This window comes from Stutzerimonas urumqiensis, assembly GCF_003640395.1.
Taxonomy (GTDB): domain Bacteria; phylum Pseudomonadota; class Gammaproteobacteria; order Pseudomonadales; family Pseudomonadaceae; genus Stutzerimonas; species Stutzerimonas urumqiensis.
The window spans coordinates 196,356-218,943 of record NZ_RBZQ01000002.1; the positions used below are offsets into that span (position 1 = coordinate 196,356).

The following is a 22,588-nucleotide window of genomic DNA, read 5'->3' on the forward strand; positions in this document are numbered from 1 at the left end:
GCCGGGGCGTTGGTGCGAGCCGCGATCAGGCGTCGGCGTCGCAAGCGGCCTTGTAGGCGGCGGCGTCGAGCAGCTTGTCCAGCTCGGCGGTATCGCTCGGCTTGAGGCGGTAGAACCAGCCGGCGTAGGCGTCGGCATTGACCTGTTCGGGCGAGTCGGTCAGCAGGGCGTTGACGGCGATCACCTCGCCGGAGACCGGCGAGTAGATGTCCGACGCGGCCTTCACCGATTCGACCACGCCCGCTTCCTGGCCAGCCGTCAGTTGCTGGCCGATCTCCGGCAACTCGACGTACACGACATCACCCAAGGCTTCCTGAGCATGGTCGGAGATGCCCACTGTCACGCTGCCGTCCGCTTCCAGGCGGGCCCACTCGTGGCTGGCGGCATAGCGAAGATCGCTGGGGATATTGCTCATTCGGAGGTCCTCGACGCTGAACGTTTTTTAGATGAGTACTTTGCCCTGACGCACGAAGGTCGGCTTGACCACTCGCACGGGGTACCACTTGCCACGGATTTCAACCTCGGCCCGGTCACCGGTACCGGCCGGAACGCGCGCGAGCGCAATCGATTTGCCAAGCGTAGGCGAAAAGCTGCCGCTGGTGATCTCGCCTTCGCCCAGCTCGCCCACGCGCACGACCTGGTGGGCGCGCAGCACGCCGCGCTCCTCCAGGACCAGGCCGACGAGCTTGGGCCGGTTCTTGTCTTCGCGCATCGTTTGCAGGGCACCGCGACCGACGAAGGCACGCTCGGCCGGCTCCCAGGCGATGGTCCAGCCCATGTTGGCCGAGAGCGGCGAAACGTCTTCGTCCATGTCCTGGCCGTACAGGTTCAGACCCGCCTCCAGGCGCAGGGTGTCCCGCGCGCCAAGGCCGATGGGAGACACGCCGGCGCCGATGAGCTCACCGAAAAAGGCTTGCGCCTGGTCCGCCGGCAGGATGATCTCCAGGCCGTCTTCGCCGGTGTAGCCGGTGCGGCCGATGAACCAGTCACCCTGCGGCAGGCCTTGGAAGGGCTTGAGCGCCTGCACCAGCTCGGCGCGCGCGGCGGACACCAGCTCGGCCACGCGTTCGCGGGCCGACGGCCCCTGAATGGCCAGCATCGCCAGGTCGGCGCGCTCGCGAATCTCGACCGCATGACCCTCGGCCCGGGCCTGCATCCAGGCCAGGTCCTTGTCACGGGTGCTGGCGTTGACCACCAGGCGATAGCCGGCATCGGTCAGGTAGACGATCAGATCGTCCACCACCCCGCCGCGCTCGTTGAGCATGGCGCTGTAGAGCGCCTTGCCGGGCGAGTCGAGACGGGCGACATCATTGGCCAGGAGGTGTTGCAGGTAGGTTTGGGCTTGCGGGCCGGTCACATCCACGACGGTCATGTGCGAGACATCGAACACGCCGCAATCGCGCCGGACCTGATGGTGTTCTTCGACCTGCGAGCCGTAATGCAGCGGCATGTCCCAGCCGCCGAAGTCGACCATCTTCGCGCCGAGCGCGAGGTGCTGGTCGTACAGGGGAGTACGCTGACCCATTGGATTCTCCTTCCGGGTAGACGCCAAGACGGCCACTGCACGGCCCGGAAGGGCCGATCGCCGCGAATGGCGCGCATTGTAGCCGCCCGTTCCCGGAAGGTCACTGCGCCGACGGTCGCCGTTGGTAGCAGTACGTTTCCAAGATCGCGCCAGGCCGGACGCAGATCACCTCAAGGTCATCGCAAGGTGATCAGAGACGCGCCGAGCGCCGGATCAGCAGGATCACGGGAAGCAGACCGACCAGCACCAGCGTGATCGCCGGCAAGGCCGCCCGCGCCCACGCGCCTTCGCTGGTCATCTCGAAGACGCGCACCGCCAGCGTGTCCCAGCCGAAAGGACGCATCAGCAGGGTGGCGGGCATTTCCTTGAGCACGTCGACGAACACCAGCAACGCGGCGCTGAGCGTGCCCGGCACCAGCAGCGGCAGGTAGATCCGCATGAACAGGGCCGGCCCGCCGACGCCGAGACTGCGCGACGCCTGCGGCAGGGACGGCCGGATACGCGCCAGGCTGCTCTCGAGCGGGCCGAAGGCGACCGCCATGAAGCGCACCAGGTAAGCCAGCAGCAGCGCGCCGAGGCTGCCGAGCAGGACTGGCTTGGGGTCGATTGCCAGCCATTCGGCTGCCGGACCGAGCAGGTGGCGATCGATGAAGCTGAAGGCCAGCATGATCGACACCGCCAGCACCGACCCGGGCAGCGCGTAGCCCAGGTTGGCCAGGCCGACCGCCGCCTTCACCGGCCGCACCGGCGCCTGTCGGCGGGCGAATGCCATCAGCAGGGCCACGCTGACGGTGATCAGCGCCGCCAGCGCCCCGAGTGAGAGGCTGTGCACTATCAGGCCGACGTAGCGGCTATCCAGATCGAAACGGCCCCGTTGCCAGATCCAGACCAGCAGCTGGATCAACGGGATGACGAACGCGCACAACAACACCAATCCGCACCAGGCGCTGGCCGCAAAGGCTCGCCAGCCATGCAGGCGGTACAGCGGAGCGGCCCGCTTGCGTTCGGCGCTGGCGCGCGGCACGCCCCTGGCACGGCGCTCGCCGTAGAGCACGAGCATGACGGCGAGCAACAGCAGACTGGCCAGCTGGGTGGCGCTGGTCAGGCTGAAGAAGCCGTACCAGGTCTTGTAGATGGCGGTGGTGAAGGTGTCGAAATTGAACACCGCCACAGCGCCGAAGTCGGCCAGCGTTTCCATCATCGCCAGCGCCAGGCCGGCGCCGATGGCCGGCCACGCCATCGGCAGCGCGACGTGCCAGAACGCCTGCCACGGGGTACGACCCAGCACCCGCGCCGCCTCCATCAGCCCGCGGCCCTGGGCGATGAACGCCGAGCGGGCCAGCAGGTAGACGTAGGGGTAGAACACCAGCACCAGCACCAGCACGACCCCGCCGGTGGAGCGCACACGCGGAAAGCGCACGCCGCTGCCGAACCACTCGCGCGCGGCGGTTTGCACGGGACCGGCGAAATCCAGCAGGCCGATGAAGACGAATGCCAGCACGTACGCCGGGATTGCAAACGGCAGCATCAGCGCCCAGTCGAGCCAGCGCCGGCCGGGAAACTCGCACAGCGACGTCAGCCAGGCGAGGCTGACGCCGAGCAGCAGCACGCCCGCCGCGACACCGAGCACCAGGACCAGCGTATTGCCAAGCAGGCGTGGCAGCTGGGTCTCCCAGAGGTGGGCCCAGATGGTGGTATCGATCTCATGCCAGCTGAGCAGCAGGACGCTCAGCGGCAACAGAACCAGCGCGGCGACGGCGAATGAAAGCGGATACCAGCGACGCTGGACGGAGTGGATCAAGGAACGCCTCGTCAGTGCTGCGCGCCTTGCGCGCGTGAAAAACGCCAGAGGCTGAGTCGAGGCGCGCGGCGAGTCAAGCCCGCGCGCCTCGGTCGATCACCGCCAGCCGGCGCGATCCATCAGCATGATCGCCTCGGCCTGCCGCTTGCCGGCGATCTCGACCGGAACGGTATCGGCCTTGAACTCGCCCCAGGCTGACACTTCCTCGGACGGCGCGACGTCCGGGTTGGCCGGGTATTCCTGATTGATGGCCGCGAACATGCCCTGCGCCTTCTCGCCGGTCAGCCACTCGACCAGCTTGCGGGCCGCCTCGGGATGGGGCGCGTGCTTGGTCAGGCCGATGCCCGACAAGTTGACGTGCACGCCGCGGTCCTGCTGGTTGGGCCAGAAGAGCTTGGCTTGCAGGTCCGGATTTTCCTTGTGCAGCCGGCCGTAGTAGTAGGTGTTGACGATGCCGACATCGCACAGACCGGCGTCGATCGCCTGAATGAGCGCCGTATCGTCGGCGAAGGCATCGGTCGCCAGGTTGTTCACCCAGCCCTTGAGGATTTCTTCGGTCTTCTCGGCGCCGTGCGCCTCGATCAGCGTAGCGGTGAGCGACTGGTTGTAGACCTTCTTGCTGGTCCGCAGGCACAGACGGCCTTCCCATTGCTCGTCGGCCAGGGCTTCGTAGGTGCTCAGCTCCTTCGGATCGACGCGCTCGGTGGAGTAGACGATGGTGCGCGCGCGCAGCGAGAGGCCGGTCCAGGCTCCGGTCGACGAGCGATACTGCGGCGGGATGTTCTGCTTGACGATTTCCGAGTCGAGCGGCTGGAGGATGCCCATCTGCTCGGCCTGCCAGAGGTTACCGGCGTCGACGGTCAGCAGCAGGTCGGCCGGCGTGTTCTCGCCTTCGGCCTTGATGCGGGCCATCAGTGGCGCTTCCTTGTCGGTGATGTAGCTCACCTTGACGCCGGTTTCCTCGGTATAGGCGTCGAATACCGGCTTTATCAGGTCCTCGATCCGGGACGAATACACCACCACCTCGTCGGCCGCGCTGGCGATGCCGGACGCGGCGGCCAGTGCCAGTGCGGTGAGAATTCCCTTGTATGCCTGCATGAACGGCCTCTGCTCAGTCTTTTCGAAGAGGCCAAATAATAGTGAATGCTATTTAGCTTAACAACGCGGCGCATTGTCCCCTAACGATTACCGTTGGCCGAGCGGACTGGCCAGCGGCGGCAGATCCTCGCTCATACCGAGCGCCTGCCGCACGAATGCCGCCTTGACCGAGGGCAGCGCGTCGACCGTGCGCAGCCCCGTATTGCGCAGCCAGCGTAGCGGCAGCGGGTTGGCCTGGAACAGCCGCTCGAAGCCTTCCATCGCCGCCATCATCGCCAGGTTGTGCGGCATGCGACGACGCTCGAAGCGGCCGAGCACCCGTTCATCGCCGAAAGGCTCCCCGCGCGCCACCGCCTTGAGCAGCGCGTCGGCCAGCTCCGCGGCGTCCAGCAGCCCGAGGTTGACGCCTTGGCCGGCCAGCGGATGAATGGTGTGTGCCGCGTCCCCGATCAAGGCGAGGCCCGGCTGGATGTAGCGCTTGGCATGACGCTGGCGCAGCGGGATGCAGAGCCGTGGATCGACCTGCAGCACCGGTCCGAGGCGCTGCTCGAAGGCTGCGCCGAGCGCCTCGGCGAATTCCTCGTCGGTCATGGCCATCAGACGCGCCGCCTCGGCTTCGGTGGCCGACCAGACGATCGAACACCAGTGCAGATCGCCGTCTCGCTCCAGCGGCAGGAAGGCAAGCGGGCCATCGTCGGTGAACCGCTGCCAAGCCGTACGCCGATGCGATTCGCGGCAGCGCACGCTGGTGACGATGGCATGGTGCAGATAATCCCACTCCCGCGTTTCGCAGCCGGCAAGCCTGCGCACCAGCGAGTTGGCGCCGTCGGCCGCGATCAACAGGCGAGCGCGAACTTCCTGCCCGTCAGCCAGAGTCAGCAGCCAACCATCGCCTGAGCGGCGGACCTGTTCGAGCCGCGCGCCTTCGATCAGCCGCACCTTGTCATCACGCCGCAACTGCTCGATCAGCGCATCCTGTACGACGCGGTTTTCGACGATGTGACCCAGCACCGACGCATGCACGGCAGCGGCCGAGAAGTGGATGCTGCCCGTACCCGAGCCGTCCCAGACCTGCATGTCGGTATAGGCACAGGCGCGACGCGCCATGATCCCTGGCCAGGCGCCGACGCGCTCCAGGATGCGCTGGCTCGCCGCCGACAGGGCGCTGACCCTGGGCTCGAAGGCGCTCGCCGCATCGAACGGCGCTGGCTCCAGCGAGGCACCATCGACCAGGGTGATGCCGAGCCCGCTGTCGCGCAGCGCCAATGCCAGCGTGCTGCCAACCATACCGGCGCCGACGATGATCAGATCGGTGTGCATGTGCTTCTCCCAGGGTGACGCGACGCACTGCGGGTCATCGGCTGCGACCTACCGGCGGACTCAACGTTCGCCAAGCCCCATCGCCTGGCGTGCGAACCAATGCTTGGCCGGCGGCAACAGGTCCAGGCCAACCAGCCCTAACGAGCGGGCCGCCGAGACCGTACGCCCCGAATGGCCGAACAGGCGGGTGACCTGGTCGGAAAAGCTGACCGTGAGCATCTGATCGAGCCGTTGCCGCGCCTGGTACGCCTGCAGCACCGACAGCTGGCCGAGCGGGGCATCGCTCTCGGTCAGCGAGTCGGCCAGGCCGACGGCATCGCGCAGCGACAGGTTGTAACCCTGGCCGGCGATCGGATGCAGGCTATGGGCGGCATTGCCCAGCACCACCAGCCCGGAGCGAACCTGTTCCTCGGATTCGATCAGCGACAGCGGATACAGGTGCCGCGCACCGACCTGACGAAACGCCCCGAGCCGGTAACCGAAGGCGTCCTGGAGCTCAGCCAGGAAGGCGCCTTCCGGCAGCCCGGCGAGCCTGGCCGCATCGTCCTGCGCGCGCGTCCAGATCAGCGCGCACCGGCCCTCGGGCAGCGGCAGCAGCGCCATCGGCCCCTGGCGGGTGAAGCGTTCGAACGCCTCGCCGCCGTGCGCATGGCCCGGCGTGACATTGGCGATCAGGGCCGTCTGTTCATAGGCGCGCACCGAAACGGCGATGCCCAGCGACTCGCGCAGCGCCGAGCGACCGCCATCGGCCAGCACCGCCAGGGCCACATCGAGCGCCACGTCGCCCGTCTCGCCGTTCAGTTCGATACGGTAGCCCGCCGCTGTCGGGAGCATGCGCTCGGCACGCGCCGGGCAATGGCGGACCACGACCGCATCGTCCAGCGCCCGCCAGAGGCAGTGGCCTATCCATGCGTTCTCCACCACGTAACCCAGCGCAGGAACGCCTTCGGACGCCGCCTCCAGCCGTGTGACGCCGTAGCGACCGCGCTCGGAAACATGAATGCGCTCGATCGGCTCGGCGCGCTCGGCGATCAGCGGCCAGACGCCCAGCCGCTCGTAGATCTGCCGCGAGCCGTAGGACAAGGCCGTCGAGCGCGCATCGTAGCTGGGCTGGTACTCGGCACCCGGCGCCAACGGCTCGATCAGATGGATCGTCCAGCCCCGCTCGCGGGCGGCTGGCTGCAACGCCAGCGCCAGGCTGGCACCCACCAGCCCGCCGCCGACGATGGCCAGTGCGCGGTCGCTCACGCGATCGCCTCCTGGCGCGCCGCAGTCATGAGCGATTCGATCTCGCCGATCGATTTGGGCACGTCGCCAGTGAGGATTTCGCAACCCGTCTTGGTGACGACCACATCGTCTTCGATGCGTATGCCGATCCCCCGCCACTTCTTGGCGACGTTCGGGTTATCCGGGGCGATATAGATGCCGGGCTCGACGGTCATCGTCATGCCGGGCTCGAGCACGCGCCACTGGCCGCCGACGCGGTAATCGCCGACGTCGTGGACATCGAGCCCCAGCCAGTGGCCGGCGCGATGCATGTAGAACGGCTTGTAGGCTTCGGCCGCGATCAGTTCGTCCACCTCGCCTTCCAGCAGCCCCAGACGCACCAGCCCGGCGGTGATGACCCGGACCGTCGCCTCATGGGCCTCGTTCCAGTGGCGGCCGGGTCCTATGTAGTCGAACGCGGCCAGGTTGGCCTCGAGCACGATTTCGTAGATCGCCCGCTGCTCGGCGGTGAATACGCCGCTGACGGGAAAGGTGCGGGTGATGTCGCTGGCGTAGCAGTCGATCTCGCAACCGGCGTCGATCAGTACCAGGTCGCCGTCCTTGAGCGGCGCGTCGTTCTCCCGGTAGTGCAGGATGCAGGCGTTGCGTCCCGCCGCGACGATCGAACCGTAGGCCGCCAGCCGCGCGCCGCCCTTGCGGAACGTGTAGTCCAATTCGGCCTCGAGGTGATACTCCGACAGCCCCGGCCGGCAGGCCTGCATGGCCCGAATGTGGGCACGCGCCGAGATCTGCGCGGCATGGCGCATGACCTTGGTTTCGGCCGCGGACTTGTACAGGCGCATGTCGTGCAGCAGATGGCCCAGTTCGACGAACTCGTTCGGTGGCTGCGCGCCCTGGCGGGCCTTGGAACGGATGGTGTTGATCCAGTCCATCAGCCGCTGGTCGAACTCGGCGTTGCTGCCGATGGCGTAGTAGACGCGCGACCGCCCTTCGATCAGGCCGGGAAGAATGTCGTCGATATCCCCGATCGGAAAGGCATCGTCCGCGCCGAAATCCCGCACCGCCCCCTCCTGACCGGCCCGCAGGCCGTCCCACAGCTCGCGTTCGGGGTCGCGCTCGCGGCAGAACAACACGTACTCGCCATGCTCCCGCCCCGGAATCAGCGCGATGACCGCGTCCGGCTCGGGGAAGCCGGACAGGTACTGGAAGTCGCTGTCCTGGCGGTAGGTATGTTCCACGTCCCGGTTGCGGATGTAGACCGGCGCAGCCGGCAGAATGGCAATGCTGTTGGGCTCCATCTGCGCCATCAGGGCCTTGCGGCGGCGCGCATATTCCGAGCGAGGGATACGGACGTTGGACAAACGAGACTCCTCAATGCAGGGATGGCTTGGCGGCCGGTGCGATCGGTGGTGCGCATTCGGCGAACAGCAGCATCGGCGCGACCCGCAGGTATTCCATGACTTCCATATAGTCGCTTTCCGCGTCTTCGGATTCCTCGAGCGCGCTCTGGACCTGAGCGATCGCCGCCAGGTCCTGCAACACTTCGCGCGCCTCGCCACTCAGCGAACGGTCGCCCGCCGCCAGACCGAAACCGGTCAGAAAGCCCTGGCACCACTGGCCAAGCGCCTGGGCGCGCACGGTAATCGACGCCTCGTCGGTCGGCAGCAACAGCACCAGCGCCACGTCCTCGCCGGCCAACTCGCCCTTGGCCATTTCCTGGAGGCCCACCAGCGCCTGACGGACCGGAGCGTCAAGCTCGCCGCCGAGCAGCTCGGTCGCCTCCGCGAGCCAGGGCTCGGGGTCGAACCCAGCTCCCGCACAGCTGCGACCGAGCAGGTGGCCCTGCAACTCGGCGGGCGTGACCGCATGGGGACTGGTCTGGAGAAGTCGGGAAAACGCGTCGTAGGGCGAGGTTTGCAAGGTCATGGGAACTAGGCGCCCACCAGCGCGATGTCTAGAATGAAGGCCCCGTATCCTAGCATCGGGGCATCCGCCAAGACCAACGAGCCACAGGCTCATCGCAGCCGTCGGAGTAACTATGGACGATGCCGACTTGTCGCTGCTCGGCGCCAAGGTGAACCAACTGATCCACCTCGTCGAACGGCTTCGCACCGAAAACGACAGGCTGCTCGCCCAGGAGCGAGCGTGGCGCGAGGAGCGCGCTCATCTGATTGAAAAGAACGAAATGGCCCGCGAGAAGGTCGAAGCGATGATTTCGCGCCTGAAAGCTCTGGAGCAGGACACATGACGCAGCCCACCACAGTCACCGTGCACATCATGGACAAGGACTATTGCATCGCCTGTCCGCCCGAAGAGCGCTCGCACCTGGAGAACGCCGCACGCTATCTCGACAGCAAGATGCGCGGCATTCGCAGCAGCGGCAAAGTGATCGGCGCCGACCGCGTGGCGGTGATGGCCGCGCTGAACATCACCCATGAATTGCTGCATAAGCAGCGGCAGCTGGACGACGAAGCGGAATCGGCGAAAGAACATGTGCGCTCGCTGCTCGAGCGCGTCGATTCGGCGCTCGCCACTGATCAGAACGCTGCCGGGCGCTGATGGACGGTCATGGGATTACGGTATACTCGCCGCAACTCCCTGGCATGTGCGCCAGTCGGCGATGACCCTCTCCCGATACGCAACACCTTGGAGGCTGTACGTGAGACTGGTGTGCATGTCCGCCTGACGGAAAGCCTGAAGGTCTTCGGCAGTCGCCACCTTGAACTTTCGGGTTCAAGGGCCTACGCCGGCAGCGGCATGCTGGGGAGCCTCTTCTCTTGATTCGATCCGCCGGCATGACTCGTCGCCAGCTCCGGCGCGAGCTCCGCCAGAAGCGTCGCGCCCTGAAGCCACACGAGCAGCACCAGGCCGCCAGGCGGCTCTATCGGCAGTTGGCGCAACATCCGCTGTTTCGCCGCGCTCGCCATATCGCGCTCTACCTTCCCAATGACGGTGAAATCGATCCGCGCCTGCTAATGCGCGAGGCTCAACGGCGCGGCAAGGCCACCTACCTGCCCAGCCTGCAGCCGTGGCCTCGCACGCGCATGAAATTCCAGCGCGTCAGACCGAACGAACGCCTGATCCGCAACCGCTTCGGCATCGCCGAACCCGCTCGCACCGCCAAGGGTCATCGACCGGTGTGGGCACTGGACATGCTGATCATGCCGCTGGTCGGCTTCGACGAGCAGGGCGGACGGCTGGGAATGGGAGGGGGCTTCTATGATCGCAGCCTGGCCTTTCTAGCCAGGCGCAAAAATCGTCATAAACCGACGCTGCTGGGCGTCGCGCACGAATGTCAGAAAGTCGATCGCATCCCGCTTGAGCCGTGGGACGTACCCGTGCACGCGACCATCAGCGATCGACGCTGGTATCAGGGCAAGGGAGTGAATGGTCAGCGCTGCGGGTGAACGACCGGCGTTGTTACTTCACCCTGGCGATCGAGCAAACTCTGGGTGTAACCCGTGGTAACCACGCCCAGGCTGAACAGGACGACCAACACCCACAAAATATCCGGTTTGCGTTTCACCTAGCGCTCGCCTCCCCCGCGTAGCGAAGCCACCGTGCGTCTTCTTCTCTGGAAGAGCGTTCCGATGGCGCCAATTTTCAAACGAGGGCATTTTCGTCCAAGCCTCGACCGTGCGCAATCGCACGGGACGCCGGCTGTCGGAGATACCTGACCCTCGTCTCCGTAACACTTCAGCGTAGAGCAAAGACCATGCCGTACTGGCTGATGAAATCCGAACCCGACGAGTTCTCGATCCAAGACCTGGCGTCGAACGCCTCCGCGCGCTGGGACGGCGTGCGTAATTTTCAGGCGCGCAATTACCTGCGCGAAATGAAGATCGGCGACCTGTTCTTCTTTTATCACTCGAGCTGCGCAATCCCTGGCGTCGCCGGCATCGGCCGGGTCGTCGCCGAAGCGTACGCCGATCCGATGGCCTTGGCCCCGGACAGCCCCTATTTCGACGCGAAGGCGAGCGCCGAGCGCAACCCCTGGAGCGCCGTCGATGTCGAGCATGTGGCAACCTTCGAACGAGTGCTGCCGCTGACCACGCTCAAGACCGACGCGGGACTGACCGGGCTTGCGCTCGTCCAAAAGGGCAGCCGCTTGTCCGTCATGCCGGTCGCCCCGGACGAATGGGCGACCATCCTGCGTATCGCGAACGAGCGCCTGCCCGATTGAACACCTGACCGAACAGGGCCACGCCTTGCACGCGACCGATACCGCCAGGCATCAGGCGCGGATCAATGACCTCGCATCGGTCATTGGAGAATGAGGTTGTTGAACAGCAGGTCTTCGACCAGCGGTTGCCCTTCCTCCTGCTCCAAAACCTGCCGGACCTGTTTCAAGGCCTCCTGACGCAGAGCCTCCTTGGCTTCGACCGTGGCCAGCGTGTCGTCCGTCTGCTGAGAGAAGAGCATGATCAGCTGGTTGCGGATCAGCGGCTCATGGTGCTCCACCTTGGCCTCCGCTTCAGGCCCCATGACCTTCAGCGAGATATCGGCCTTGTAGTACTTCAGTCGTTCGCCAGTGCCGTAGTTGCCGACGAGCGCCGGCACAAGGCTGTAATAGGTGGGCTTGATGACCGCCTCATCGCCCTCTTCGGGCGCCTCGGCAAAAGCCGATAGGCTCAACAGCAGGGCCAGCAGGAGCGTTGCGATCCGATACACGTCGAGTTCCTCGAAAGCAGGCCCGTTAGCATAGCCAGTGCGGCCGCGGTGCCCAAGTCATGAGTTATACATCGCCATCAGGCCGGGACATGCTCGTGTTCGCACCGGCGCCGGCCACCCTAGACTGCCTCGTCACCGGAATGTCCGGCCAGCCCATTCAGGAAAGGAGCGACGATGAAAGCGGTACTATGCAAGGCCTTCGGGCCGCCAGAAACCCTGACATTCGAAGAAGTAGCGAACCCGACGCCGAAGAAGAACGAAGTCCTGCTGCAAGTTCATGCGGCGGGCGTCAACTTCCCGGACACGCTGATCATCGAAGGGAAGTACCAATTCAAGCCACCCTTCCCCTTCTCGCCCGGCGGCGAGGCGGCCGGCGTCGTTCTCGAGGTTGGCGAGAAAGTCACTCACCTGAAGCCCGGCGACCGGGTGATGGGCCTGACCGGCTGGGGCGGCTTTGCCGAACAGGTCGCCATGCCGGCGCACGGCGTGCTGCCCATTCCGGCCGACATGGGCTTCGAAGCCGCAGCGGCATTCAGCATGACCTATGGCACCTCGATGCATGCACTCAAGCAGCGGGCGAACCTGCAAGCCGGTGAAACCCTGCTGGTGCTCGGTGCCTCTGGCGGGGTCGGACTCGCCGCCGTGGAAATCGGCAAGGCGATGGGTGCCCGCGTCATTGCGGCAGCTTCCACTCGGGAAAAGCTCGACGTGGCCCGCGCCGCCGGGGCGGATGACCTGATCAACTACACCGAAGGCAGCCTGAAGGAGCAGCTCAAGACGCTGACCAATGGCCAGGGCGTCGATGTGATCTACGATCCGGTGGGCGGCCCGTTCTTCGAGGAGGCGTTCCGCAGCATCGCCTGGAATGGCCGCATGCTGGTCGTCGGGTTCGCCGCCGGGGGAATACCGTCGCTGCCAGCCAACCTGCCCTTGCTGAAGGGTGCCTCGCTCGTCGGCGTGTTCTGGGGCTCGTTCGCGCAGCGCCAGCCGCAGGACAACCTGGCCAACTTCCAGCAGCTGTTCAGCTGGTATGGCGAAGGCAAGCTCAAGCCGCTCGTATCACAGACCTTCCCGCTGGAACGCGCCGCCGAGGCTATCGCTCACCTTGGTCAACGCAAGGCCGTCGGCAAGGTCGTGGTGAAGGTGCGATAAGCGGCTGGAGGCTGGACAGCCTTCTCATCGCCCCGCCGATGAGTGCCTGCGACATTTTGGCGAAGCTTGCGTGCTGCCCATGCGCGCAAGCAGAGCCCACGCAACGCCAAGCCGCACTCCATCGGATCTACCGCCTCTGGCGCCGACCTTTACTACCGCGGCGCATAGGCGAACACATCGGCGCGCATCTGGTGCGCATCCATGCCAGCCTCGACCAGCGCATCCAGCGTGCCGTAGACCATTGCCGGCGAGCCGCTGGCGTAGACGCGTAGCGATCCCAACTCGGCGAAGTCCTCCAGCACCGCCTGGTACAACAGGCCGCAACGTCCCTGCCAGCCGCACACCTCGCTCACGACACGATGCAGGTGCAGATTCGGCTGCTGCTCCCAGGCGCTCCAGTGCGGTAACTCATAGAACTCATCCGGGTGGCGCACTCCCCAGTACAGATGCACCGGATGGGCGAAACCGGCGATGCGACAGTGATCGATCAGGCTCTGCATCTGTGCCATACCGGTGCCCGCTGCGATGAGCACCAGCGGACCTTCAGGCAGATCGGCCAGATGGGTGTCGCCGAACGGCAACCTCACCCGAGCGAGCGGCTCGGCCTGCAGATGTTCGATGAGCGCCAGACTGCTCGCATCGCGCGCCAGCACATGCAGCTCCAGCTCACGCCCGCATTCGGGCGCCGAAGCGATCGAGAACGCCGAAAACTCGCCGTCCGGGCGTTGCAACAGCAGGTATTGCCCGGCGTGATAAGACACCGGTTTGCCAGCCGGCAGGCGCAGGCGAATCCGGAACACCTGGCCACCGGCCGGTTCGCACGACAGCAGCTGGCAGACGAGCTCTCGCACCGGCAAGGTGCCCGGCGCCAGTGCGCCATCCCAGTGCAAGACGCAGTCGTCCAGCGGCTCGGCCAGACAGGTCAGGCATTCGCCATGGTCACGCACCGTCCCCGCCTGTCGCACGCGCCCCTCCACCAGCAGCGCCGCGCATACATGGCAGTTACCGTTGCGGCAACTGTGCGGGCAATCGAAGCCCGCGCGGCGAGCGGCATCCAGGATTCGCTCTCCGGCACCGACCTCCAGGGTCGCCCCGGAAGGTTGCAAGGTCACTTTCATCGTTCTACTTCTAATCGTTCAGCCGCAAGGTCCGGTCGGACAGCGAGTCAATCAGTCGATACCCAGCTGGGACCAGAGTTCATCCACCCGACGCTTGATCGCCTCATCCTGAACGATCGCCCGCCCCCACTCACGACTGGTCTCGCCTGGCCATTTATGGGTCGCATCAAGGCCCATCTTCGAGCCGAGGCCCGAGACCGGCGATGCGAAATCGAGGTAATCGATCGGCGTGTTATCGATCATCACCGTGTCGCGCTTGGGATCCATGCGCGTGGTGATGGCCCAGATCACATCGTTCCAGTTGCGCGCATCGATGTCGTCGTCCGTCACGATCACGAACTTGGTGTACATGAACTGTCGCAGGAAGCTCCACACACCCAGCATCACCCGCTTGGCATGGCCGGGGTACTGCTTCTTCATCGTGACCACGGCCATGCGATAGGAGCAACCCTCGGGCGGCAGGTAGAAGTCGACGATCTCCGGAAACTGCTTCTGCAGGATCGGAACGAACACCTCGTTCAGCGCCACGCCCAGTACCGCGGGCTCATCCGGTGGACGGCCGGTATAGGTGCTGTGGTAGATCGGCTCGCGCCGGCGCGTGATCCGCTCGACCGTGAACACCGGGAAACGATCGACCTCGTTGTAGTAGCCGGTGTGATCCCCGTAAGGGCCTTCGTCGGCCGTCTCGCCCGGATGGATCACCCCTTCCAGGATGATTTCGGCGCTGGCCGGCACCTGCAGGTCGCTGCCGCGCGCCTTGATCAGCTCCGTGCGATGGCCGCGCAGCAAGCCGGCGAAGGCATATTCGGACAGCGCGTCGGGGACCGGCGTCACCGCGCCCAGAATGGTTGCCGGATCGGCGCCCAGCGCCACGGCAACCGGATAGGGGCGATCCGGGTAGCGCTGGCACCACTCGCGATAGTCCAGCGCGCCGCCGCGATGACTCAGCCAGCGCATGATCAGCTTGTTGCGCCCAAGCAATTGCTGGCGGTAGATCCCGAGGTTCTGGCGCTCCTTGTTCGGCCCCTTGGTGATCGTCAGGCCCCAGGTGATCAGCGGCGCTACGTCGCCCGGCCAGCAATGCTGAATTGGCAGGCGATGCAGATCGACCTCGTCACCCTCCTCGACCACCTCCTGGCACGGCGCGTCCCGGAGCACCTTGGGCGCCATGTTGATGGCATTTCGATAGATCGGCAGCTTGCTCCAGGCGTCCTTCAGCCCCTTCGGTGGCTCGGGCTCCTTGAGAAAGGCCAGCAGGCGCCCGATTTCACGCAGTTGGCCGACGTCTTCGGCCCCCATTCCGAGCGCTACGCGCCGCGGGGTGCCGAACAGGTTGCCGAGCACCGGGATGTCGTAGCCGGACGGTTTTTCGAACAGCAGCGCCGGCCCCTCCTGGCGCAGGGTCCGGTCGCAGATCTCGGTCATTTCCAGCCGCGGCGATACGGGCACGCCGATGCGTTTCAGCTCGCCGCGTTTTTCGAGCTCACCGATGAAGTCACGCAGGTCTCGGTATCGCATAAACCATCCTGAATACCCGGGGATGCGCCAGTGTAGCCGTGCCGACCGCCCGCCCCAACGAAGCGGATACGAAAAGGCCGGGTTTCCCCGGCCTTCGCTTCCGATCGAGCGCTTACTTGCGCTTCATCGACTGGAAGAATTCCTCATTGGTCTTGGTGTCCTTCATCCGATCCAGCAGGAACTCGATGGCAGCGATTTCATCCATCGGGTGCAACAGCTTGCGCAGGATCCAGATGCGCTGAAGCTCTTCGTCACTGGTCAGCAGCTCTTCACGACGCGTACCGGAGCGGTTGATGTTGATCGCCGGGAACACCCGCTTCTCCGCGATCTTGCGCTCCAGCTGGAGTTCGAGGTTGCCGGTGCCCTTGAATTCTTCGTAGATGACCTCGTCCATCTTCGAACCGGTTTCCACCAGCGCTGTCGCCAGAATCGTCAGGCTGCCGCCTTCCTCGATGTTCCGCGCAGCACCGAAGAAACGCTTGGGCTTCTCCAGCGCATGGGCATCGACACCACCGGTCAGCACCTTGCCGGAACTCGGGATCACCGTGTTGTACGCGCGTGCCAGACGGGTGATGGAATCGAGCAGGATGACTACGTCCTTCTTGTGTTCGACCAGGCGCTTGGCCTTCTCGATCACCATCTCGGCGACCTGCACGTGGCGGGTCGGCGGCTCGTCGAAGGTGGAAGCGACGACTTCGCCGCGCACCGTGCGCTGCATTTCGGTCACTTCTTCCGGGCGCTCGTCGATCAGCAGGACGATCAGGTGGCATTCCGGATTGTTGCGGGTGATGTTGCTGGCGATGTTCTGCAGCATCAGGGTCTTGCCCGCTTTCGGCGGCGCGACGATCAAGCCACGCTGACCTTTGCCGATCGGTGCGCAGAGGTCGATCACACGACCGGTCAGGTCTTCGGTGGAGCCGTTGCCGGCCTCCATCGTCAGACGCTTGTTCGGGAACAGCGGCGTGAGGTTCTCGAACAGGATCTTGTTCTTCGCGTTTTCAGGGCGATCGAAATTGATGGTGTCGACCTTGAGCAACGCGAAGTACCGCTCGCCTTCCTTCGGCGGACGGATCTTGCCGACGATGGTGTCGCCAGTGCGCAGGTTGAAGCGCCGAATCTGGCTTGGCGAGACGTAGATATCGTCCGGCCCCGCCAGGTAGGACGAATCCGCCGAGCGAAGAAAACCGAAGCCGTCCTGCAGGATTTCCAGGACGCCATCGCCGGAAATCTCTTCACCGCTCTTCGCGTGTTTCTTCAGCAACGAGAAAATCACGTCCTGCTTACGCGAACGGGCCATGTTTTCGATGCCCATCTGCTCGGCCATTTCTAGCAGTTCGGTAATGGGCTTTTGCTTGAGTTCGGTCAGATTCATAAACAGATGTCAGGAAGGAATGAGCAAGCGTTGAGCTTGAGAAGCCGCGCAGCAGGAGGCGAACGGGGTTCGCTGGACGTTTAGTCGGGAGAAGTGCGTCGGCGACGGCATGCAGAGGGCGGCTGAAGAATGAGCCGCAGTCGGAATCTAGCACCGGGGAAACGGAGCGTCCACCCCGAAAATGAAAAACCCCGCTTGAAGCGGGGTTCAACACCGAGCAGCGTCAGATGTTGCTGTCGAGGAACGCGGCGAGCTGGGATTTGGACAATGCGCCGACCTTGGTGGCTTCGACGTTGCCGTTCTTGAACAGCATCAGCGTCGGGATACCGCGGACGCCATACTTCGGCGGCGTTTCCTGATTCTCGTCGATGTTGAGTTTGCAGACCTTCAGTTTGCCCTGATAGTCCTTGGCAATCTCATCGAGCACGGGTGCGATCATCTTGCACGGGCCGCACCACTCGGCCCAATAGTCGACAAGCACCGGGCCTTCGGCCTGGAGAACATCCTGCTCGAAACTGGTATCGCTGACTTTGGTGATGTATTCGCTCATGAATCTCTCCAGAATCGGAACCAAAAAAGTGTCGGCCATCATAGCCCGGCTCTTTGATAACCGGAAGCCGACGTCGATTGAGCTAATCAATGATCCTCAGGGTCACAAGCTATGACCCAGCGATCGTCATCGGCCGTTCACACGGCCCGTCGAACGGTCAGCGAGCGCTGCCCGCTGCCGGCCTCAATTGGCCGAGGCCGTCTATCGTGTAGGATGTCCCGGTTTTTCTTCGAGATCAGCCCATGCTTCAACCGTCCGCCGAGCAGGCGCCCCTCATCGCGGCCATAGACCTGGGATCGAACAGCTTTCACATGGTCGTGGCACGGACCAGCAATGGCGAGCCGCGCATTCTCGAGCGCCTCGGTGAAAAGGTTCAGCTCGCCGCCGGTATCGATGAGGACCGTCAGCTGAGCGAAGCGGCCATCCAGCGAGGCCTCGACTGCCTCGGACGGTTCGCGCAGATGGTCAACCACCTGCCCGAAGGCGCGGTGCGTGTAGTCGGCACCAACGCCCTGCGGGAGGCCCGCAACCGGCAGGAATTCATTCGGCGCGCCGAGCGCATCCTCAACCACAAGGTCGAGGTGATCTCGGGGCGAGAAGAAGCGCGGCTCATCTACCTGGGCGTCTCCCATACCTTCCCCGGAATGGACGGTCGGCGTCTGGTGGTCGACATCGGTGGCGGCAGTACCGAGTTCATCATCGGCCAGCATTTCGAGTCGCAGCTTCGCGAGAGCCTGCAGATGGGGTGCGTGAGCTTCACACAGCGCTTCTTCCGCGACGGCAAGATCACACCGGGCAGCCACGCCAAGGCTTACACCGCCGCGCGGCTGGAACTGATGAGCATCGAACATGGCCTGCGAAGGCTCGGCTGGCAGCAGGCGATCGGCGCCTCGGGCACCATCCGCGCCGTCGGCCTGGCGATCAAGGGTGCCGGTTATGGCAATGGCGAAGTCAACCGTGAGGGGCTGACCTGGCTCAAGCACAAGCTGTTCAAGCTCGGCGATGTCGAGAAGATCGACCTGGACGGTGTCAAGCCGGACCGGCGGGCGATCTTCCCGGCAGGGCTGGCGATTCTGGAGGCCATCTTCGACGCGCTCGAACTGAGCGACATGACGCACTCCGAAGGCGCGCTGCGAGAAGGCGTTCTCTATGACCTGCTCGGCCGGCACCACCATGAAGACGTACGCGAGCGCACCCTGAACGCGCTGGTGGAGCGCTATCACGTCGACCTCGAGCAGGCGGCGCGGGTCGAGACCAAGGCACTGGAGGCCTTCGACCAGGTCGCCGCCGACTGGGATCTGGATCCCGAGCGTCATCGCGAACTGCTGGGCTGGGCCGCCCGCGTGCATGAGATCGGGCTGGACATCGCGCACTACCACTATCACAAGCACGGCGCCTACCTGATCGAACACTCGGACCTTCCGGGCTTTTCGCGTCAGGACCAGCAGCAGCTCGCGCTGCTTATCCGCGGCCATCGACGCAACATCCCGCGCCACAAGTTCGAAGAGCTGAGCGACGACGGCGCCCGCCTGACGCGGCTGTGCGTACTGCTACGCTTCGCCATCCTGTTCCACCACATCCGCGGCCCGCAGGAAGCGCCTGCGGTACGCCTGAAGGCCGGCGAGAACAGCCTGCACATCGAATTCCCGGAAGGCTGGATGGAGCGCAACCCCCTGACCAGCGCAGACTTCGCCCAGGAGGCGGAGTGGCTCAAGCGCATCGACTTTGACCTCAGCGTTCGCTGAGGCCGGGCGAGCTCATCGGGCGATCGGATTGCTCAGGCGTTCGAGCATGGCGTTCTGGGCGTTGCGAGAATTCTGGTTACCACTGGGCGCGAGGCGCACGTAGCTGCCGTCCGGCTGCAGGCTCCAGCTCTGGGTGTTGTCGCTCATGTAGGACTCCAGCTCCTTCTTCACCCGCGAGATGAGCTTCTTGCCTTCGACCGGGAAGCAGGTTTCCACGCGCCGATCCAGGTTTCGCTCCATCCAGTCCGCGCTGGAGAGGTAGAGCTTTTCATCGCCGCCGTTGAAGAAGTAGTACACCCGGCTGTGTTCGAGGAAGCGGCCCACGATCGAGCGCACCTGGATATTGTGCGACACCCCCGCCACGCCCGGACGCAGGCAGCACATGCCTCGCACCACCAGATCGATCTTCACGCCGGCCTGACTGGCCTTGTAGAGCGCCTTGATGATGCGCGGGTCGGTCAGCGAGTTGACCTTGGCCATGACATGGGCCGGCCGGCCTTCGACCGCGTGCTGGGTTTCGCGCGCGATCATGTCGAGGATGCCCTTGCGCAGCGTGAACGGCGCGTGCATCAGCTTCTTCATGCGCAAGGTCTTGCCCATGCCGATCAGCTGGCTGAACAGCTTGGAGACGTCCTCGCACAGGGCATCGTCGGAGGTCAGCAGACTGTAGTCGGTATACAGCCGCGCATTGCCGGCATGGTAGTTGCCGGTGCCCAGGTGGGCGTAACGCACCAGCTCACCGTTCTCGCGACGCAGGATGAGCATCATCTTGGCGTGGGTCTTGAAGCCGACCACGCCGTAGATGACCACGGCACCGGCCTGCTGGAGACGGCTGGCCAGTTGCAGGTTGGATTCCTCGTCGAAGCGGGCCCGCAACTCGATGACCACCGTCACCTCCTTGCCCGCGCGCGCCGCATCGACCAGCGCATCGACGATTTCGGAGTTCGCTCCGGAGCGGTACAGCGTCTGCTTCACCGCCAGCACGCACGGGTCCTTGGCGGCTTGGCGCAGCATGTCGACGACCGGCGTGAACGACTCGAAAGGGTGCAGCAGGATGATGTCCTGCTTGCCGACCACGCTGAACAGGCTCTCGCTGTCCTGGAGCGCCTTGGGAATGGTCGGAGTGAACGGCTCGTATTGCAGCTCGGGATGGCTGTCCAGCCCGGTGACGCTGAACAGCCGCGTCAGGTTGACCGGACCACTGACGCGGAACAGCTCGCCCTCGGTCAGGTTGAACTGGCGCAACAGGAAATCGGCCAGTGGCTTGGGGCAGTTGTCGGCCACTTCCAGTCGCACGGCATCGCCATAGCGGCGTGAGAACAACTCGCCTCGCAGCGCGCGGGCCAGGTCATCGACATCCTCCGCATCGACCGACAGGTCGGCGTTGCGGGTCAGGCGGAACTGATAGCAGCCCTTGACCTTCATCCCCTGGAACAGATCGTCGGCATGCGCATGGATCATCGAGGAGAGAAAGACGAAATTGTCGCCAGGCCCGCCGACCTCTTCCGGCACGCGAATGACCCGCGGCAACGAACGCGGCGCCGGGATGATCGCCAGGCCCGAATCGCGACCGAAGGCATCGACGCCCTCGAGCTCGACGATGAAATTCAGGCTCTTGTTCACCAGCAGCGGGAACGGGTGCGTCGGGTCGAGCCCGATGGGCGTGATGATGGGGGTGATTTCGTCGCGGAAGAACCGCCGCACCCAGGCCTTGAGCTTCGTCGTCCAGAAGCGACGGCGAATGAAGGTGATCTGATGCTTGGCCAGCTCCGGCAGCAGGATGTCGTTGAGGATCGCGTACTGGCGGTTGACCTGCTCGTGCACCATGTCGCCGATGCGCGCCAGCGCCTGGTGCGGTTGCAGACCGTCCGGCCCGGCCTGTTCGCGGGCGAAGTTGACCTGCTTCTTCAGGCCCGCCACCCGAATTTCGTAGAACTCGTCGAGGTTGCTGGAAAAGATCAGCAGAAACTTCAAGCGCTCCAGCAGCGGGTAGGACTCATCGAGCGCCTGCTCCAGCACTCGGATGTTGAACTGCAGTTGCGACAGCTCCCGATGGATGTACAGGCTGCTGTCATCCAGCCCCGGCACCGGGGCGGGTGGCGGCGGTGGCGGCTCGGGCGTCGGCTCCGCGACAGGTGCAGTCTCGACGACCGCTTCTGTCGACGGCTCCGGCGGGTTCGTCGTTTCGCGCAATTCCGTCTCGCTGAGTCCTTGGTTCATGTCCATGCCTCGGGGGCGTCAGCGCCCCTGTTTCAGTTGTTGAGCCGCACGCTTGGCGAAATAGGTGAGGATGCCGTCCGCCCCGGCGCGCTTGAATGCAGTCAGCGATTCGAGGATCACCGCCTCGCCGAGCCAGCCGTTCTCGATGGCCGCCATGTGCATCGCGTATTCACCGCTGACCTGGTAGACGAAGGTCGGCACGCCGAAACCTTCCTTTACGCGCCAGAGAATGTCGAGGTACGGCATGCCCGGCTTGACCATCACCATATCGGCGCCTTCTGACAGATCGGCGGCAACTTCGTGCAACGCCTCGTTCGCGTTGGCCGGATCCATCTGATAGGTGTGCTTGTTGCTCTTGCCGAGGTTGGCTGCCGAGCCGACCGCATCGCGGAACGGGCCGTAGTAGGCGCTGGAGTACTTGGCCGAGTAGGCCATGATGCGCACGTTGCTGTGATCGGCGACCTCGAGCGCTTCACGGATGGCCTGGATGCGGCCGTCCATCATGTCCGACGGCGCAACCACCTGGGCGCCCGCCTCGGCATGCGACAAGGCCTGGCGCACCAGCGCATCGACGGTCACGTCGTTCTGCACGTAGCCATGCTCGTCGAGAATGCCGTCCTGGCCGTGGGTGGTGAACGGATCGAGCGCCACGTCGGCGATCACGCCCAGTTCCGGGAAACGCTCACGCAGGGCGCGAATGGCGCGCTGTGCCAGCCCGTCCGGGTTCCAGGCCTCGGCACCGTCGAGCGACTTCTTCTCGACCGGCGTCACCGGGAACAGCGCCACCGCCGGAATGCCCAGCGCGACCAGCTCCTCGGCCTCGGCCAGCAGCAGGTCGATCGACAGCCGCTCGACGCCGGGCATCGACGCCACCGCTTCGCGACGGTTCTCACCTTCGAGCACGAAGACCGGCAGGATCAGGTCGTCGACCGTCAGAGTCGTCTCTCGCACCAGCCGGCGGGAAAAGTCGTCGCGACGGTTGCGACGCAGGCGGGTGGCGGGGAACAGTCGGCTGGCGGAAGCGAAACTCACGGCGAACTCCAGGCCCGGCAGGCGGGCGAATGTGACAGTTATAGGCCGTCCAGATGACCGACTGATGACAGCGGAACAGCTTTACGGCGGGCCGCCACATTGTGCCAGCCTCAATCCGCGCCGCCAGTGCTTTGGTCAGTCCGCGGAGAATCTGCCGGCGCCCGGCTGAACACCGCGCGGCGAAGCGGATCATAGAGACATCCAGGGCTTACTTTTCCGCCCCAGCGGCCTTTAGCATG

The 22,588-nt window shown here is 64.8% G+C and carries 22 protein-coding genes and 1 other RNA gene; 7 read left to right on the forward strand and 16 right to left on the reverse strand.

The features are described 5' to 3' along the window. Positions 1–25 precede the first annotated feature (25 nt). The 8 genes from gcvH to D7325_RS04315 form a co-directional block, all read right to left on the reverse strand. Entirely contained in the window at positions 26–415 is a 390-nt protein-coding gene (gcvH, locus tag D7325_RS04280; RefSeq protein ID WP_120994298.1) for a glycine cleavage system protein GcvH, read from the reverse strand. 27 nt (positions 416–442) lie between these two features. Continuing rightward, the gene (gene gcvT / locus D7325_RS04285; RefSeq protein ID WP_120994299.1) at positions 443–1,525 is read right to left on the reverse strand and encodes a glycine cleavage system aminomethyltransferase GcvT; all 1,083 of its coding nucleotides are present in this window, start codon (positions 1,523–1,525) and stop codon (positions 443–445) included. Positions 1,526–1,715: 190 nt separating this feature from the next. Further along, positions 1,716–3,326, reverse strand: a complete 1,611-nt coding sequence (locus D7325_RS04290; protein WP_120994300.1) for an ABC transporter permease — start codon at positions 3,324–3,326, stop codon at positions 1,716–1,718. A 96-nt stretch (positions 3,327–3,422) separates the two neighbouring features. Beyond that, positions 3,423–4,424, reverse strand: a complete 1,002-nt coding sequence (locus tag D7325_RS04295) for an extracellular solute-binding protein (RefSeq protein WP_120994301.1) — start codon at positions 4,422–4,424, stop codon at positions 3,423–3,425. 87 nt (positions 4,425–4,511) lie between these two features. Next, entirely contained in the window at positions 4,512–5,744 is a 1,233-nt protein-coding gene (locus tag D7325_RS04300; protein ID WP_120994302.1) for a 2-octaprenyl-3-methyl-6-methoxy-1,4-benzoquinol hydroxylase, read from the reverse strand. Between the two features lie 60 nt (positions 5,745–5,804). Further along, positions 5,805–6,992 (reverse strand): 2-octaprenyl-6-methoxyphenyl hydroxylase, encoded by a 1,188-nt coding sequence (gene ubiH / locus D7325_RS04305; RefSeq protein WP_120994303.1) that lies wholly within the window; start codon positions 6,990–6,992, stop codon positions 5,805–5,807. Next, positions 6,989–8,332 carry a Xaa-Pro aminopeptidase gene (gene pepP / locus D7325_RS04310; RefSeq protein ID WP_281273487.1) on the reverse strand — a complete coding sequence of 448 codons (1,344 nt, stop codon included), beginning with the start codon at positions 8,330–8,332 and terminating at the stop codon, positions 6,989–6,991. The genes ubiH and pepP overlap by 4 nt, the downstream gene beginning before the upstream one ends. Positions 8,333–8,342: 10 nt before the next feature. Next, positions 8,343–8,897, reverse strand: coding sequence for a UPF0149 family protein (locus D7325_RS04315; protein WP_120994304.1), 555 nt, complete (start codon positions 8,895–8,897; stop codon positions 8,343–8,345). A 112-nt stretch (positions 8,898–9,009) separates the two neighbouring features. On the opposite strand from D7325_RS04315, the gene D7325_RS04320 reads away from it, so the two are divergent. From D7325_RS04320 to D7325_RS04335, 4 genes are all read left to right on the forward strand, one after another. Further along, a complete protein-coding gene (locus D7325_RS04320) occupies positions 9,010–9,219 on the forward strand; it encodes a TIGR02449 family protein (RefSeq protein ID WP_120994305.1) in 210 nt (69 codons plus the stop codon). Beyond that, positions 9,216–9,530, forward strand: coding sequence for a cell division protein ZapA (locus D7325_RS04325; protein ID WP_120994306.1), 315 nt, complete (start codon positions 9,216–9,218; stop codon positions 9,528–9,530). The genes D7325_RS04320 and D7325_RS04325 overlap by 4 nt, the downstream gene beginning before the upstream one ends. Before the next feature lie 33 nt (positions 9,531–9,563). After that, positions 9,564–9,742, forward strand: a non-coding RNA gene (gene ssrS / locus D7325_RS04330) — 6S RNA. Between the two features lie 6 nt (positions 9,743–9,748). Further along, positions 9,749–10,378, forward strand: a complete 630-nt coding sequence (locus D7325_RS04335) for a 5-formyltetrahydrofolate cyclo-ligase (RefSeq protein WP_120994307.1) — start codon at positions 9,749–9,751, stop codon at positions 10,376–10,378. Here D7325_RS04335 and D7325_RS19355 read toward each other — a convergent pair. Further along, positions 10,363–10,497: a hypothetical protein gene (locus D7325_RS19355; RefSeq protein ID WP_281273488.1), complete on the reverse strand. Its 135-nt coding sequence runs from the start codon at positions 10,495–10,497 to the stop codon at positions 10,363–10,365. The genes D7325_RS04335 and D7325_RS19355 overlap by 16 nt on opposite strands. A gap of 189 nt (positions 10,498–10,686) precedes the next feature. Between D7325_RS19355 and D7325_RS04340 the strand changes: the two genes are divergently transcribed. Beyond that, on the forward strand, positions 10,687–11,154 hold the full coding sequence (locus D7325_RS04340) for an EVE domain-containing protein (protein WP_120994308.1): 468 nt from the start codon (positions 10,687–10,689) through the stop codon (positions 11,152–11,154). Positions 11,155–11,234: 80 nt separating this feature from the next. Here D7325_RS04340 and D7325_RS04345 read toward each other — a convergent pair whose 3' ends face one another. Continuing rightward, on the reverse strand, positions 11,235–11,642 hold the full coding sequence (locus D7325_RS04345) for a flagellar basal body-associated protein FliL (RefSeq protein ID WP_120994309.1): 408 nt from the start codon (positions 11,640–11,642) through the stop codon (positions 11,235–11,237). Between the two features lie 174 nt (positions 11,643–11,816). Between D7325_RS04345 and D7325_RS04350 the strand changes: the two genes are divergently transcribed. Then, on the forward strand, positions 11,817–12,794 hold the full coding sequence (locus tag D7325_RS04350) for an NADPH:quinone oxidoreductase family protein (protein ID WP_120994310.1): 978 nt from the start codon (positions 11,817–11,819) through the stop codon (positions 12,792–12,794). 152 nt (positions 12,795–12,946) lie between these two features. Here D7325_RS04350 and D7325_RS04355 read toward each other — a convergent pair whose 3' ends face one another. The 4 genes from D7325_RS04355 to trxA all read right to left on the reverse strand — a co-directional run bounded on the left by D7325_RS04355 (position 12,947) and on the right by trxA (position 17,352). Continuing rightward, complete coding sequence (locus D7325_RS04355) at positions 12,947–13,912, reverse strand: CDP-6-deoxy-delta-3,4-glucoseen reductase (protein WP_120994311.1); 966 nt, start codon at positions 13,910–13,912, stop codon at positions 12,947–12,949. A 51-nt stretch (positions 13,913–13,963) separates the two neighbouring features. Continuing rightward, positions 13,964–15,430: a 4-hydroxy-3-polyprenylbenzoate decarboxylase gene (gene ubiD, locus D7325_RS04360; RefSeq protein ID WP_120994312.1), complete on the reverse strand. Its 1,467-nt coding sequence runs from the start codon at positions 15,428–15,430 to the stop codon at positions 13,964–13,966. A 112-nt stretch (positions 15,431–15,542) separates the two neighbouring features. Next, entirely contained in the window at positions 15,543–16,802 is a 1,260-nt protein-coding gene (gene rho, locus D7325_RS04365) for a transcription termination factor Rho (RefSeq protein WP_120994313.1), read from the reverse strand. A 223-nt stretch (positions 16,803–17,025) separates the two neighbouring features. After that, complete coding sequence (gene trxA, locus D7325_RS04370) at positions 17,026–17,352, reverse strand: thioredoxin TrxA (protein ID WP_120994635.1); 327 nt, start codon at positions 17,350–17,352, stop codon at positions 17,026–17,028. 242 nt (positions 17,353–17,594) lie between these two features. Between trxA and ppx the strand changes: the two genes are divergently transcribed. After that, positions 17,595–19,097, forward strand: coding sequence for an exopolyphosphatase (gene ppx, locus D7325_RS04375; RefSeq protein WP_120994314.1), 1,503 nt, complete (start codon positions 17,595–17,597; stop codon positions 19,095–19,097). Positions 19,098–19,109: 12 nt separating this feature from the next. Here the strand turns inward: ppx and ppk1 are convergent, their stop codons facing one another. Both ppk1 and hemB read right to left on the reverse strand, forming a co-directional pair. Further along, on the reverse strand, positions 19,110–21,317 hold the full coding sequence (gene ppk1 / locus D7325_RS04380) for a polyphosphate kinase 1 (protein ID WP_120994315.1): 2,208 nt from the start codon (positions 21,315–21,317) through the stop codon (positions 19,110–19,112). Positions 21,318–21,335: 18 nt separating this feature from the next. Then, positions 21,336–22,349: a porphobilinogen synthase gene (gene hemB, locus D7325_RS04385; protein WP_120994316.1), complete on the reverse strand. Its 1,014-nt coding sequence runs from the start codon at positions 22,347–22,349 to the stop codon at positions 21,336–21,338. Positions 22,350–22,588 lie beyond the last annotated feature (239 nt).

Excerpts from the sequence above, each read along its gene's own strand:
- rho (WP_120994313.1), bottom strand. The coding sequence starts at position 16,802 with ATGAATCTGACCGAACTCAAGCAAAAGCCCATTACCGAACTGCTAGAA.
- D7325_RS04320 (WP_120994305.1), top strand. The coding sequence starts at position 9,010 with ATGGACGATGCCGACTTGTCGCTGCTCGGCGCCAAGGTGAACCAACTG.
- D7325_RS04355 (WP_120994311.1), bottom strand. The coding sequence starts at position 13,912 with ATGAAAGTGACCTTGCAACCTTCCGGGGCGACCCTGGAGGTCGGTGCC.
- D7325_RS04300 (WP_120994302.1), bottom strand. The coding sequence starts at position 5,744 with ATGCACACCGATCTGATCATCGTCGGCGCCGGTATGGTTGGCAGCACG.
- D7325_RS04340 (WP_120994308.1), top strand. The coding sequence starts at position 10,687 with ATGCCGTACTGGCTGATGAAATCCGAACCCGACGAGTTCTCGATCCAA.
- gcvT (WP_120994299.1), bottom strand. The coding sequence starts at position 1,525 with ATGGGTCAGCGTACTCCCCTGTACGACCAGCACCTCGCGCTCGGCGCG.
- D7325_RS04350 (WP_120994310.1), top strand. The coding sequence starts at position 11,817 with ATGAAAGCGGTACTATGCAAGGCCTTCGGGCCGCCAGAAACCCTGACA.
- trxA (WP_120994635.1), bottom strand. The coding sequence starts at position 17,352 with ATGAGCGAATACATCACCAAAGTCAGCGATACCAGTTTCGAGCAGGAT.
- gcvH (WP_120994298.1), bottom strand. The coding sequence starts at position 415 with ATGAGCAATATCCCCAGCGATCTTCGCTATGCCGCCAGCCACGAGTGG.
- ppx (WP_120994314.1), top strand. The coding sequence starts at position 17,595 with ATGCTTCAACCGTCCGCCGAGCAGGCGCCCCTCATCGCGGCCATAGAC.
- D7325_RS04295 (WP_120994301.1), bottom strand. The coding sequence starts at position 4,424 with ATGCAGGCATACAAGGGAATTCTCACCGCACTGGCACTGGCCGCCGCG.
- D7325_RS04315 (WP_120994304.1), bottom strand. The coding sequence starts at position 8,897 with ATGACCTTGCAAACCTCGCCCTACGACGCGTTTTCCCGACTTCTCCAG.
- ppk1 (WP_120994315.1), bottom strand. The coding sequence starts at position 21,317 with ATGAACCAAGGACTCAGCGAGACGGAATTGCGCGAAACGACGAACCCG.
- D7325_RS04325 (WP_120994306.1), top strand. The coding sequence starts at position 9,216 with ATGACGCAGCCCACCACAGTCACCGTGCACATCATGGACAAGGACTAT.
- ubiD (WP_120994312.1), bottom strand. The coding sequence starts at position 15,430 with ATGCGATACCGAGACCTGCGTGACTTCATCGGTGAGCTCGAAAAACGC.